12 protein-coding genes and 2 pseudogenes are annotated in these 13,621 nt (G+C 61.4%); 4 read left to right on the top strand and 10 right to left on the bottom strand.

The genetic code is table 11. The features are described 5' to 3' along the window. The first annotated feature begins 8 nt into the window (after positions 1–8). Together KGB20_RS11035 and phnN are read left to right on the top strand one after the other, a co-directional pair. Positions 9–416: a hypothetical protein gene (locus tag KGB20_RS11035; RefSeq protein WP_079246789.1), complete on the top strand. Its 408-nt coding sequence runs from the start codon at positions 9–11 to the stop codon at positions 414–416. A gap of 524 nt (positions 417–940) precedes the next feature. Beyond that, positions 941–1,492, top strand: coding sequence for a phosphonate metabolism protein/1,5-bisphosphokinase (PRPP-forming) PhnN (phnN, locus tag KGB20_RS11030; RefSeq protein WP_223532286.1), 552 nt, complete (start codon positions 941–943; stop codon positions 1,490–1,492). Positions 1,493–1,506: 14 nt separating this feature from the next. Here the strand turns inward: phnN and KGB20_RS11025 are convergent. Together KGB20_RS11025 and KGB20_RS11020 are read right to left on the bottom strand one after the other, a co-directional pair. Then, positions 1,507–1,791: pseudogene (locus KGB20_RS11025) on the bottom strand (LysR substrate-binding domain-containing protein); the annotation flags it as partial. Positions 1,792–1,851: 60 nt separating this feature from the next. Continuing rightward, on the bottom strand, positions 1,852–3,057 hold the full coding sequence (locus KGB20_RS11020; RefSeq protein ID WP_223532247.1) for an MFS transporter: 1,206 nt from the start codon (positions 3,055–3,057) through the stop codon (positions 1,852–1,854). 169 nt (positions 3,058–3,226) lie between these two features. Here KGB20_RS11020 and KGB20_RS29020 point away from each other — a divergent pair. After that, positions 3,227–3,322 (top strand): annotated as a pseudogene (locus tag KGB20_RS29020) (hypothetical protein); the annotation flags it as partial. 129 nt (positions 3,323–3,451) lie between these two features. On the opposite strand, the gene KGB20_RS11015 reads toward KGB20_RS29020, so the two are convergent. The 8 genes from KGB20_RS11015 to gcl form a co-directional block, all read right to left on the bottom strand. Beyond that, complete coding sequence (locus tag KGB20_RS11015; protein WP_102669706.1) at positions 3,452–4,450, bottom strand: sulfate ABC transporter substrate-binding protein; 999 nt, start codon at positions 4,448–4,450, stop codon at positions 3,452–3,454. A gap of 91 nt (positions 4,451–4,541) precedes the next feature. Then, positions 4,542–5,366: an ion transporter gene (locus tag KGB20_RS11010; RefSeq protein ID WP_090453869.1), complete on the bottom strand. Its 825-nt coding sequence runs from the start codon at positions 5,364–5,366 to the stop codon at positions 4,542–4,544. A 21-nt stretch (positions 5,367–5,387) separates the two neighbouring features. Next, a complete protein-coding gene (locus tag KGB20_RS11005; RefSeq protein ID WP_223532245.1) occupies positions 5,388–6,302 on the bottom strand; it encodes an urea transporter in 915 nt (304 codons plus the stop codon). Positions 6,303–6,452: 150 nt separating this feature from the next. Beyond that, positions 6,453–7,868, bottom strand: coding sequence for a pyruvate kinase (gene pyk, locus KGB20_RS11000; RefSeq protein WP_150716449.1), 1,416 nt, complete (start codon positions 7,866–7,868; stop codon positions 6,453–6,455). Beyond that, the gene (locus KGB20_RS10995; RefSeq protein ID WP_223532243.1) at positions 7,858–9,138 is read right to left on the bottom strand and encodes a glycerate kinase; all 1,281 of its coding nucleotides are present in this window, start codon (positions 9,136–9,138) and stop codon (positions 7,858–7,860) included. The genes pyk and KGB20_RS10995 overlap by 11 nt, the downstream gene beginning before the upstream one ends. Positions 9,139–9,296: 158 nt before the next feature. Continuing rightward, positions 9,297–10,190, bottom strand: coding sequence for a 2-hydroxy-3-oxopropionate reductase (locus KGB20_RS10990; RefSeq protein WP_057715850.1), 894 nt, complete (start codon positions 10,188–10,190; stop codon positions 9,297–9,299). Positions 10,191–10,346: 156 nt separating this feature from the next. Then, complete coding sequence (hyi, locus tag KGB20_RS10985) at positions 10,347–11,129, bottom strand: hydroxypyruvate isomerase (RefSeq protein WP_090453874.1); 783 nt, start codon at positions 11,127–11,129, stop codon at positions 10,347–10,349. Positions 11,130–11,177: 48 nt separating this feature from the next. Further along, positions 11,178–12,953: a glyoxylate carboligase gene (gene gcl / locus KGB20_RS10980; protein ID WP_057715848.1), complete on the bottom strand. Its 1,776-nt coding sequence runs from the start codon at positions 12,951–12,953 to the stop codon at positions 11,178–11,180. A 268-nt stretch (positions 12,954–13,221) separates the two neighbouring features. On the opposite strand from gcl, the gene KGB20_RS10975 reads away from it, so the two are divergent. Then, a partial coding sequence (locus KGB20_RS10975) for a GlcG/HbpS family heme-binding protein (protein ID WP_223532241.1) occupies positions 13,222–13,621 on the top strand: 400 nt, incomplete at its 3' end.

Raw genomic sequence — 13,621 nt, 5'->3', positions numbered from 1 at the left:
ACGCCACCATGACCGCCATTGCTCGTATTGCCCTGCTCAGCGCTGTTTTGGGGTTAAGCGCTTGTGCGGTCCAGCAACCAACGGAACATCAGGCACCACCACCGTTCCCGCCGTCGCAGCCCAGCCCCACGCCATCGACGTCGCCTGTACCGAGCAAGCCGACCATCCCGGCCAAACCCTCCAAGCCGTTGCCACGCACTTCTGCCAGCTTCGCGCCGCCACCGGGGGGCAATAGCCATTGGGATCCGAAGCTTGGGGTGTATGTGCTTGATGACCAGCCCAATACCTTTTATCGCCAACGTACCTATTACCGCTGGGATAATGGTTGGAGTCGGTCGATTAGTCCGCAAGGGCCGTGGGAAGATACTGACATCCAGGGTGTACCGGGTGGCCTGGGGCGAAAATTCGGGCAGTAACGCAAAAAAGGCGACCTTCGGGTCGCCTTTTTTGTGCCTGCTGGAATGTGATGGGTGGGTCACTGCTCAATTCTGTGGGAGCGAGCTTGCTCGCGATGGACGTCAACGATAACGCGGGCTGTCTGAATCCCCGCGGTGTCCCGGCGTTTTTCGCGAGCAAGCTCGCTCCTACAGGGGGAACGCGTTCAATTGCGATCAGGCCGGCCAGTAGGCTGCCTCGCTTTTGCTTTGGCTTTTGATCTTCTTGCCCCCTCGAGAGGCCGAACGTGAGGGGCAAGAGCCCTTGGTTACTTGGGGATTTGCCAAGTAACCCGCCGTAATTGGATGGACTCGCCCGCGCCGAGGCGTCAATGCGCTGCGAGGACACCCTTGGCGTATACCGAGACCCGCTGGAAAACCCACTGGTGCAACCGGTGTCGGTGATGGATCATACGCCGGGCCTGCGGGCTGATCTGGCGCAAGCGCAATCAGGACGGTCTGCCGTGGATCCGGCAAACAGGGCGACAAATGAAGAGGGTGGTTTGATGGCGGGCAGGTTGATCTATCTCATCGGGCCTTCAGGTTCGGGCAAGGACAGCCTGCTGGATGCCGCGCGAACACGGTTGGCCGAAAGCGGCTGCCGTATCGTGCGGCGGGTCATCACGCGCTCGGCGGAAGCCGTGGGCGAAGCGGCGCTGGGCGTCAGTGAACAGCAGTTCGCCGAAATGGAGGCCCAGGGCGCGTTTGCCCTGAGCTGGCACGCCAACGGGTTGTCCTATGGCATCCCGCGGGAAATCGACGATTGGCTGGCCGCCGGGCAGGACGTGCTGATCAATGGCTCTCGCGGGCATTTGCAGAACACGCGCCTGCGCTATCCGAACGCGTTGGTGCTGTTGTTGACTGTGGATCAGGCAGTACTGCGCCAGCGCTTGCTGGAACGCGGGCGGGAATCGCCGATCGAGATCGACCAGCGGTTGGCACGCAATGCCAGATTCAGCGAGCAATTGCTGGCGGAGGACCCGGCCGTGCACGTGCTCGACAACTCAGGGCCGCTTGAGCAAACGGTCGAACGGTTGCTGGTCTGCATTGACGAGTAACTCCCGGCTACCTGTCAGGCCTTCCTGGCCAACAACCCCTGCACATACTCGAAGAACGCCCGAGCCTTGGCACTGGCCATTCTCCCCGTAGGGAAAACCGCCCACAAATCCAGGTCCGGCAGTGCCCAGTCCTTCATCACTTCCCGAACCGAACCGTCAGCCAGTTCAGGCGCGAACATCCATTGCGAGGCCATGGCCAGCCCTTGGTGGGCCAGCACGGCTTCTCGCAGGCCTTCGGCGGCATTGACGCGGATCCGGCCGCTGACGATGACCGATTGCTCCTCGCCGGCCTTGTTGAACGGCCGATCCACTGTGGGAGCGAGCCTGCTCCGGGCGGCGATCCGACCGGGTTTAGAGGCTTACGCCGTCGCCAGCGAAGCCTTTTGCGAAACACTCAGGAACCGCAACAACGCCAACAGCGGAAACGCGCTGCCGACGATCACGATCCACAACCAGCCACCGTGTTCGTACACCGCGCTGGCCACCGAAGAGCCGAAGGCGCCGCCGATGAAGATGCTGGTCATGTACAGCGCATTCAGGCGGCTGCGGCTTTTACCGTCGAGGGCGTAGACCGCGCGCTGGCCGAGGACCATGTTCATCTGCACGCAGAAGTCGAGCACCACGCCGGTCACCGCCAGACCGATGACGCTGTAGGCCGGATGGATAAACGCCGGCATGAAACTCAGGCTGGCAAACAGCAGAGCCAGCAACGATGCGATGCGGGTGTGACCGGCATCGGCCAGGCGACCGGCGATCGGGGCAGCAATGGCGCCGATGGCCCCGACCAGGGCGAAGATCGCGATCTCGCTTTGCGACAAACCGTGATTGCGCGCCAGTTCCAGCGGCACGGCGGTCCAGAACAGGCTGAAGGTGGCAAACATGCAGCCTTGGTAAAACGCACGCTGGCGCAGGACCGGTTGCTTGCGCAAAAGCGTCCACAGAGAGCCCAGCAACTGGCCATAGGACGCGCTGTGATCAGGCTCCCGCTTGGGAATGGTCACGGCCAGCACGATGCTGATGGCCGCCATCAACACCGCGGCAATCACAAACATCGCCCGCCAGCCGAAGTGGTCGGCCACCACGCTGGACACCGGTCGGGCCAGTAGAATGCCGAGCAACAACCCACCCATGATCCCGCCCACCACACGGCCACGGGTTTCTTCCGGTGCCAGGTGCGCGGCCAACGGAATCAGGATTTGCACCGAAACCGAACTGAACCCCACCAACAGCGAAATCAGCAAAAACACCTTCGGCTGGTCGGTAAACGCCGCACCTAGCAGGCTGACAATTGCCACCAGCGTGGTGATGATCATCAACCGGCGGTTCTCCAACAGATCCCCCAGCGGCACCAGGAAAAACAGTCCCAGCGCATAGCCGATCTGAGTCAAGGAAACGATCAGGCTGGCCATGGTGTTGGTCAGGCCAATGTCCGGCGCGATCAGGCCGATGATCGGCTGGGCGTAGTAGATATTGGCGACAATGGCGCCGCAGCAGAAGGCGAACAGCAGCACCATGCCTCGGGTCATTGTCGCGGTGCCATGGGACACCTGGGTCGCTGGGTTCATAACGGGTCTCGCTGTACGGAAAGGAATGCGCGCAGGCTAATGGGCTGACTGAAACGGCGGAAGTGGGATTGGAGTGATAGCAATCATTCCATTGCGGAATGACTGACGAACGCGTGTGTCTTGCGTCAGAACATCAAGGGTGAATGATACATTCACTTACATCTTGTTCGTGAAGATCGTGACCTTTGTGACGCCGGGCGCTGACGGCACGCTCACCGCCCAATCCATTTCGGCGGGCAAGGATGGCGTGACGCCGCCGATGTAGCGGGATGTCGCAGAACCTGTGGGAGCGAGCTTGCTCGCGATAGCATAATGGCGGTCAACGACGATGCTGACTGTTCAATTGTCATCGCGAGCAAGCTCGCTCCCACAGAAGTTGCAGTGTTTCAGCCGATTACTTGCCGCTGTAGATCTGGTCGAAAACCCCGCCATCATTGAAGTGGGTCTTCTGCACGGTGCGCCAGTCGCCGAAGGTCTTCTCGACCGACAGGAAGTCTACTTTCGGGAAACGGTCGGTGTACTTGGCCAGCACGGCTGGGTCACGCGGGCGCAGGTAGTTTGCCGCGGCAATTTCCTGACCTTCCGGCGACCACAAGTACTTCAGGTATTCCTCGGCCGCTGCACGGGTGCCTTTTTTGTCGACGGTCTTGTCGACCACCGACACCGGTGGCTCGGCTTCGGCGGAAACGCTTGGGTAGATGACTTCGAACTGATCACGGCCGAACTCGCGGGCGATCATTTCCGCTTCATTCTCGAACGTCACCAATACGTCGCCGATCTGGTTGGTCATGAAAGTAGTCGTCGCGGCGCGGCCACCGGTATCCAGCACCGGCGCTTGTTTGAACAGCTTGCCGACGAAATCTTTGGCCTTGTTCTCGTCGCCGCCGTTTTTCAGCACGTAGCCCCAGGCCGACAGGTAGGTGTAGCGACCGTTACCGGAGGTTTTCGGGTTTGGCACGATGACCTGAACGCCGTCCTTGAGCAGGTCAGGCCAGTCTTTCAGGGCTTTCGGGTTGCCCTTGCGCACGATGAACACGGTGGCCGAGGTGAACGGCGCGCTGTTGTTCGGCAGGCGCGTGACCCAGTTGTCCGGGACCAGTTTGCCATTGTCCGCCAGGGCGTTGATGTCGGTGGCCATGTTCATGGTGATGACGTCGGCCGGCAAGCCGTCGATGACCGAACGCGCCTGTTTGCTGGAGCCGCCGAAGGACATTTGCAGGGTGATGTTTTCGTTGTGCTCGGCTTGCCAGTGTTTCTGGAACGCAGTGTTGTAGTCCTTGTAGAAATCGCGCATCACGTCGTAGGAAACGTTGAGCAGGGTCGGTGCAGCCTGGGCGATGTTGCCCAGGGCCAGGCCAGCGGCGATAAGTGAGGCGCCAAAGAGTTTTTTCACTGCGCATTCCTTGTTCTATTAAAAGTGGGGCAATTTGCCAGCGACTATAACTGGGCTCGTATAGTCCTTTAAAGATTAAAAAGCTCTTTGCTTATTCCCGTTTCCTGAACAGCGCATTACCGCAACGGGAGCAGAACGACGCCTCCGGCTCATGGCTGTCCTTGGCGCACACCGGGCAGTGGTGCTGCAACTGGCCACCACGCATGGCCGTGGCCAGTTCGGCGGTGAAGATCCCGGTGGGCACGGCGATGATCGAGTAACCGGTGATCATCACCATCGACGAGATGACCTGACCCAGTGCGGTCTTGGGCACGATGTCGCCGTAACCGACGGTGGTCAACGTCACGATAGCCCAGTAAATGCCCTTGGGAATGCTGGTGAAGCCATGTTGCGGGCCTTCGACCACATACATCAGGGTGCCGAACACCGTCACCAGGGTGCAGACGCTGAGCAGGAAAACAAGGATCTTTTGCTTGCTGCCACGCAGGGCATCGAGCAGGTAATGAGCTTGCTTGAGGTACGGGCCGAGCTTGAGCACGCGGAAGATCCGCAGCATCCGGATCACCCGGATGATCAGCAGGTACTGGGCATCGCTGTAGTACAGCGCGAGGATGCCGGGCACGATGGCCAGCAGGTCCACCAGCCCATAGAAACTGAAGGCGTAGCGCAGGGGCTTGGGCGAGCAGTATAGGCGCAGGATGTACTCGCCGAGGAAGATCGCCGTGAAGCCCCACTCGATGTACGCCAGCAGGCTGGCGTAGTGCTGGTGAACGTCATCGATGCTGTCCAGAATCACGACTACCAGGCTGGCGAAGATGATCAGCAGCAGGGTGGAGTCGAAGCGTCGACCGGCGACGGTGTCGGTCTGGAAAATAATCACGTACAGGCGATTTCGCCACGTGTCGTTGCTGATCATGCACATCGCCTTGGCCGCAAATCAGCGCAGCCTAGGTTGATTCTCCCCGGGAGCGCAAGGCGCGCTTTCGACTGTGGCTTTGCCGAGCATTTGAATAACACTGCGAATCAGCCAGCCGGCAAGAATGAACGGCGCGGTCAGGGTGGGCAGACCGATGGCGGCAAACAGCGGCGTCAGCAGCAGCGCCAGGCCGATGCCAACCAGCGGCAGCCACGTTTGGCGACGCTGCGAGCTGAAGGCGAGGGCGGCCAGCACGGCGTTATAGCCACCGAGGCCGAGCAGTGCGGTATAGAAATCGTGGTTCAGCAGGCTCCAGCCCATGCCCGCGACTGAGGCCAGCAACGCCCAGCAGAATGCGCGGCGATCAGCGATCAGCAAACCGGCGGCAATCATCGCACCGGCCAGCGGATGACCGAGGAATATCACCTGGCCGAGGCCTTTGAGTGGCGCGGCGAGCATGTTCAGGGTGCTGACTTCGATCAAATGCGGCTCTGTCGAGGGCGTGGCGAAGCACAGCAGCAACCAGCCCAGCCCAACGAAGGGCGCGGTGTAGGCTGGCAGGTATTGGCTGAACCGGACGCGCTTGAGCCACTGTTGGGTGACCATCGCGCTCAGGCCACCGGCGGCCAGAATCAGTGGCGGCATCATCGCCGACCAGGGGAAATACAGGCTCAGCAACAGTCCGAGCAGCACGCCGTTGTAGCTGAACAACCCGGCCTGACGATCAGCCTTGGCATAGTTTCGGCGTTGCGCGGTGAGCAGCCCGGCAACACCACCGAGCAAGGCGCCGCCGAGCAAGGCGGGCGCAGTGAACAGGATGGCCAGGACGCACAGCAGACCGCACAGCGGATTGCGCTGGAGAAAGATCTGGCTGAAGCCGTTGAGCAAGGCTTCGGCCCAGTCGGGGCAGTGGGTGTTGAAGTGATTGGCAGGCATGATGAAATCTGTGGTGTTTCCAGTGAATCGTGTCGCCTGCTTCGCGAGCAAGCCCGCTCCCACACTGAATCTTTGTTCAGTCATTGATTCTGTGGTGCACATAGATCAACTGTGGGAGCGGGCTTGCTCGCGAAGAGGCCAGTTCAGGCGCTAGATCAACGTCTCAATGCGCAAAGAGTTAGTCGATCCCGGCTGCCCAAAGGGCACACCGGCGGTGATCAATAACGTGTCGCCACGCTGCGCCATGCCTTGGGCCTGGGCAATTTCCAGTGCCGTCGAGCAGACTTCATCGACCTGACGCAGGCGGTCGTTGACCACCGAGTGCACACCCCACGCCACGCTCAGACGACGGGCGGTCTGCAGGTTCGGTGTCAGGTTGAGGATTGGCACCGTCGGCCGCTCCCGCGCCGCACGCAGGCTCGACGCACCGGACTCGCTGTAGTTGACCAGCACCGCCACCGGCAGCACGTTGCTGATACGGCGAATGGCGCAGCTGATCGCATCGGAAACAGTCGCCTCGGCTTTCGGCCGGCTGACGTCCAGTTGAGTCTGATAGTCCGGACCGTTTTCCACCTGGCGGATGATCTTGCTCATCATCTGCACGGCTTCGAGCGGGTATTCGCCGGATGCGGTTTCCGCCGACAGCATCACCGCGTCCGCACCTTCGGCCACGGCGTTGGCCACATCGGTGACTTCGGCGCGGGTTGGCGCGGGTGAGAAGCGCATCGACTCCAGCATCTGAGTGGCGACCACCACCGGTTTGCCGAGCTGGCGGCAGGTGCTGATGATGTTCTTCTGGATCTGCGGCACGCTTTCGGCCGGCACTTCCACGCCCAGGTCACCCCGGGCGACCATGATCGCGTCGCTCAATTCGGCGATCTCGCGCAGTTGCTCGACGGCCGAGGGCTTCTCGATCTTGGCCATCAGGAATGCCTTGTCGCCGATCAGCGAGCGGGCTTCGCGGATGTCATCGGGACGTTGCACGAACGACAGCGCCACCCAGTCCACACCGAGCTCCAGACCGAAGGTCAAGTCGCGGCGATCCTTGGCGGTCAGAGGGCTCAGGTCGAGCACCGCTTGTGGCACGTTCACGCCTTTGCGGTCCGACAGTTCGCCGCCATTGAGCACGGTGGTGTCGATGGCGTCGGCGTACTTGGTCACCACCCGCAGACGCAACTTGCCGTCGTCCAGCAGCAGGTCCATGCCGGGTTCCAGCGCGGCGATGATTTCCGGGTGGGGCAGGTTGACCCGGCGCTCATCGCCCGGCGTGGCATCGAGGTCCAGGCGCAAGGCCTGGCCGCGCACCAGTTGCACCTTGCCTTCGGCGAACTTGCCGACCCGCAGTTTCGGGCCTTGCAGGTCCATCAGGATGCCCAATGGATAATTGAGCTGGCGCTCGACTTCACGAATCCACTGAAAACGCTGGGCGTGGTCGGCGTGATCGCCATGGCTGAAGTTCAGGCGGAAGATGTTGACCCCGGCCAGCACCAGCTCACGGATGGCGTCGATGCCATCGGTGGCCGGGCCGAGCGTGGCGAGGATTTTGACCTTTTTATCAGGCGTCATGTTTAGTGCTCTCAAGGATCAGAATGGCGCGGAAGTCGTTGACGTTGGTACGGGTCGGCTCGGTGACGATCAGGGCGTCCAGCGCCGCGAAGTAGCCGTAGCCGTTGTTGTTGTCCAACTCGTCGCTGGCGCTCAGGCCCTTTGCCGCGGCGCGGGCGTAGCTGTCCGGGGTCATGATCGCGCCGGCGTTGTCTTCGGAACCGTCGATGCCGTCGGTGTCACCGGCCAGCGCGTAGACGCCGGGCAGGCCCTTGAGGCTGTCGGTCAGGCTGAGCAGGAACTCGGCATTGCGTCCGCCACGGCCATTGCCGCGCACGGTGACGGTGGTTTCACCGCCAGAGAGAATCACGCAGGGCGCCGCCAGCGGCTGGCCATGCAGGACGATCTGTCGTGCGATGCCGGCGTGGACTTTCGCCACCTCGCGGGATTCGCCTTCGAGGTCGCCGAGGATCAGCGGGCTGAACCCGGCCTGACGGCATTTCACCGCGGCCGCTTCAAGGGATTGCTGCGGGCGGGCGATCAACTGGAAATGACTGCGGGCCAGGCTCGGGTCGCCGGGTTTGACGGTTTCCGACTCGGGGCTTTGCAGCCAGGTGCGCACCGAAGCCGGAACCTCGATGGCGTAGCGCTTGAGGATCGCCAGCGCTTCGGCCGACGTGCTCGGGTCGGCCACGGTAGGGCCGGAGGCGATGACCGTGGCGAGGTCGCCCGGCACATCGGAAATCGCATAGGTGTAGACCGTGGCAGGCCAGCAGGCTTTGCCCAGGCGGCCGCCCTTGATCGCCGAGAGGTGCTTGCGCACGCAGTTCATCTCGCCGATGGTCGCGCCGGACTTGAGCAGGGCTTTGTTGATCGACTGCTTGTCGGCCAGGGTGATGCCTTCGGCCGGCAGTGCCAGCAGGGCAGAACCACCACCGGAGAGCAGGAAGATCACGCGGTCGTTTTCGCTCAGGTCGCTGACCAGTTCCAGCACACGCTTGGCCACGGCCAGGCCAGCGGCATCAGGCACCGGATGTGCGGCTTCGACCACTTCGATTTTTTCGCAAGGTGCGCCGTGACCGTAGCGGGTCACCACCAGGCCGGACACTTCACCCTGCCAGCAGCGCTCGACCACCTGGGCCATGGCGGCTGCGGCTTTGCCGGCGCCAATGACGATCACGCGGCCGCTGCGGTCGGCAGGCAAATGGGCTTCGAGGACTTGTTGCGGATGCGCCGCATCGATGGCTGTGGCAAACAGCTCGCGCAGCAATTGTTGCGGATCGACCGACATGGCGGGCTCCCGGAATTCTTGTTATTGGGGTTGTCGCGGACCTTGTGGGAGCGGGCTTGCTCGCGAAAGCGGTGGTTCAGTCAGTATCCATGTCGACTGACACTCCCTCTTCGCGAGCAAGCCCGCTCCCACAGGTTTGATGCAGGGTGGGACAGGGCTTACTTCTTGTCGCGAATCGAGAAGTTCGCCATGTGTTCCAGGCCCTTGATCAGCGCCGAGTGGTCCCAGTTGCTGCCACCGATGGCCGCGCAGGTGCTGAACACTTGCTGGGTGTTGGCGGTGTTCGGCAGGTTGATGTTCAGCTCCTTGGCGCCTTGCAGGGCCAGGTTCAGGTCCTTCTGGTGCAGGCTGATGCGGAAGCCTGGATCGAAGGTGCCCTTGATCATGCGCTCGCCATGCACTTCGAGGATCTTGGAGGACGCGAAACCGCCCATCAGTGCTTCACGCACCTTGGCCGGATCGGCACCGTTTTTCGAAGCGAACAGCAGGGCTTCGGCCACGGCCTGGATGTTCAGGGCCACGATGATCTGGTTGGCCACTTTGGCGGTTTGACCGTCGCCATTGCCACCGACCAGGGTGATGTTCTTGCCCATGGCCTGGAACAGTGGCAGAGCGCGCTCGAAGGCGTCGGCATCGCCGCCGACCATGATGCTCAGGGTCGCAGCCTTGGCGCCGACTTCACCGCCGGAGACCGGGGCGTCGAGGTATTGCGCGCCTTTTTCGTTGATCTTTGCTGCGAAAGCCTTGGTGGCGGTCGGCGAGATCGAGCTCATGTCGATCACCACTTTGCCTTTGCCAACACCGGCGGCAACGCCATCGGCGCGGAACAGTACATCATCGACCTGTGGGGTATCCGGCACCATGACGATGATGAATTCGGCTTCCTGGGCGACTTCCTTCGGGTTCGCCAGGGCAACGGCGCCAGCGGCGACCAGGTCGGCAGGCGCAGGGTCGTGGTGGGCCGACAGGAACAGGCTGTGACCGGCTTTCTGCAGGTTCAACGCCATTGGGTGGCCCATGATGCCGGTGCCGATAAATCCGATTTTAGCCATGAGAAAATCCTCTTGTTTTTATTGCTGCTTCAAGCAAATAGGGGAGTACTGCTCTTTGTGGGAGCGAGCTTGCTCGCGATGGGGCCATAACATTCAGCATCGATGTCGACTGTCCCACCGCTATCGCGAGCAAGCTCGCTCCCACAGGGATCTACATCAGATTGCGTTATGGGTCTTGAGCCAGCCCAGGCCCGCTTCAGTGGTGGTCAGCGGCTTGTATTCGCAACCGACCCAGCCCTGGTAACCGATGCGGTCCAGGTGTTCGAACAGGAAGCGGTAGTTGATTTCACCGGTGCCTGGTTCGTTGCGCCCCGGGTTGTCCGCGAGCTGCACGTGGTTGATCTCGCCCAGGTGCGATTGCAGGGTGCGGGCCAGATCGCCTTCCATGATTTGCATGTGATAGATGTCGTATTGCAGGAACAGGTTGGCGCTGCCGACCTGCTCGCGAATCGACAGGGCTTGCGCCGTGTTGTTCAGGTAGAAACCTGGAATGTCACGGGTGTTGATCGCTTCCATCACCAGTTTGATGCCCGCCGCTTGCAGCTTGTCGGCTGCGTACTTGAGGTTGGCGACGAAGGTTTTCTCCACGGTGGCATCGTCAAAGCCCTGCGGACGAATACCGGCCAGGCAGTTGACCTGGGTGTTGCCCAGCACTTGCGCGTAAGCGATGGCCAGGTCGACACCGGCACGGAACTCTTCGACCCGGTCCGGCAGGCAGGCGATACCGCGTTCGCCCTTGGCCCAGTCGCCGGCCGGCAGGTTGAACAGCACTTGGGTCAGACCGTTGGCGTCGAGCTGGGCCTTGATTTCGGCGGAGCTGAAGTCGTACGGGAACAGGTATTCGACACCACTGAAGCCGGCTTTGGCGGCCGCTTCGAAACGGGCAAGAAAGTCCTGTTCGGTGAACAGCATGGACAGGTTGGCTGCGAAACGCGGCATGGTGGTCTCCCAAATATGAGTGTGCTTCCCTGTGGGAGCGATCAACAGTTAATCGAGCAACGAAATCGCAGTCGGTGCGTCGTCGCCGACCAGCGCCAGGTCTTCGAATTCGTTGACGGCGTTGATCTCGGTACCCATGGAAATGTTGGTCACGCGCTCCAGGATGATCTCGACGATCACCGGAACCTTGAACTCTTCGATCAGCTCCTGGGCCTTGCGCAGGGCAGGCTGGATCTGAGCCGGTTCGAACACACGCAGTGCCTTGCAGCCCAAGCCTTCGGCAACTGCGACGTGGTCCACACCGTAGCCGTTGAGTTCCGGCGCGTTCAGGTTGTCGAACGACAGCTGTACGCAGTAATCCATGTCGAAACCGCGCTGCGCCTGACGGATCAGACCCAGGTACGAGTTGTTTACCACCACATGAATGTACGGCAGCTTGAACTGCGCGCCCACTGCCAATTCTTCGATCATGAACTGGAAGTCATAGTCCCCCGACAGGGCCACGACTTTACGGTTCGGATCAGCCTTGACCACGCCCAGTGCTGCCGGAATGGTCCAGCCCAGAGGGCCTGCCTGACCACAGTTGATCCAGTGACGCGGCTTGTAGACGTGCAGGAACTGCGCGCCGGCAATCTGCGACAGACCGATGGTGCTGACGTAGCAGGTGTCTTTGCCGAACACCTGGTTCATTTCTTCGTAAACGCGTTGCGGCTTGACCGGTACGTTGTCGAAGTGAGTCTTGCGCTGCAGGCTGGCTTTACGCTGCTGGCAGTCTTGCAACCAGGCGCTGCGGTTCTTCAGCTTGCCGGCGGCTTGCCATTCGCGAGCGACTTCGATGAACACGGTCAGCGCGGCGGCAGCGTCGGAAACGATGCCCAGGTCTGGGGTGAACACGCGGCCGATCTGGGTCGGTTCGATATCAACATGAATGAACTTGCGGCCTTCGGTGTACACGTCAACGGAACCGGTGTGACGGTTGGCCCAGCGGTTGCCTACGCCCAGAACCACGTCGGACTTGAGCATGGTGGCGTTGCCGTAGCGGTGCGACGTCTGCAAGCCAACCATGCCTACCATCAACGGGTGATCGTCCGGGATGGCGCCCCAGCCCATCAGGGTCGGGATCACTGGAATACCGGTCAGTTCGGCGAACTCCACCAGCAGGTCGGCGGCGTCGGCATTGATGATGCCGCCACCGGCCACCAGCAATGGGCGCTCGGCCTGATCCAGCATGGCCAGGGCTTTTTCCACCTGGACGCGGGTAGCGCTCGGCTTGGCCAATGGCAGTGGCTGGTAGGCGTCGATGTCGAATTCGATTTCGGCCATCTGCACGTCGAACGGCAGGTCGATCAGCACCGGGCCCGGACGGCCGGAGCGCATTTCATAGAAAGCTTTCTGGAACGCGTAAGGCACCTGGCCCGGTTCCATGACGGTGGTCGACCACTTGGTGACTGGCTTGACGATGGTGGTGATATCGACAGCCTGGAAGTCTTCCTTGTGCATACGGGCGCGGGGTGCCTGGCCTGTGATGCAGAGGATTGGAATCGAGTCGGCCGAGGCGCTGTAGAGCCCGGTGACCATGTCGGTACCGGCAGGGCCGGAAGTGCCGATGCACACGCCGATGTTGCCGGCCTTGGTGCGGGTGTAGCCCTCGGCCATGTGCGAGGCGCCTTCAACGTGGCGAGCGAGTACGTGATCGATGCCGCCGACCTTTTGCAGGGCGGAGTACAACGGGTTGATGGCGGCACCCGGGATGCCAAAAGCGGTATCGACCCCTTCACGGCGCATCACCAGAACGGCGGCTTCGATTGCTCTCATTTTGCTCATGGTTTTGTGCCTCTTTACGTTTTGTAATTGTATACAAGTGGCTTTGCGCAGAGTGTATTCACGGCGGACGGCGCAGGTCAATCCATTTTCTCAAGCGCTTGTTTCATTCGTCGGAAGCCCGTTCTGCTGTGGCTTTTCGTCGCATGTGGCGCCTTTCGATGATTATTGTATACAAAAAAATAATTCATTGTGTTCTATTTGTTGCATCGGGCTGCGGCACAACGGCGCAGTCCACCGACTTTCCGAAAAACAAAATGAGGACGGCACCATGAGCGCTTTAACCTTGAAAGTCGCAGTCAACCTGGTCAACGAGGCCATCACCGCCGGGCGTGCAATCTCTGCGGCACCCTTGACCATTGCGGTACTGGATGCCGGCGGGCATCTGATCACCCTGCAACGCGAAGACGGCGCCAGCCTGCTGCGCCCGCACGTCGCCATCGGCAAAGCCTGGGGCGCCATCGCGCTGGGCAAGGGGTCGCGCCTGCTGGCGCTGGACGCCCAGCAACGCCCGGCGTTTATCGCCGCGTTGAACAGCCTGGGGCAGGGCAGCGTCGTGCCGGCACCGGGTGGTGTGCTGGTTCGCGATCAGGACGGGAACGTGCTGGGGGCGGTGGGGATCAGCGGCGATCTGTCGGATGTCGACGAGCAGTGCGCGATCAATGCCATCG

This window comes from Pseudomonas sp. BF-R-30, assembly GCF_019956175.1.
In the GTDB taxonomy this organism is placed as follows: domain Bacteria; phylum Pseudomonadota; class Gammaproteobacteria; order Pseudomonadales; family Pseudomonadaceae; genus Aquipseudomonas; species Aquipseudomonas jessenii.
Note: the sequence above shows the minus strand (reverse complement) of the source record. Positions and strands in the feature narration are given on the sequence as shown.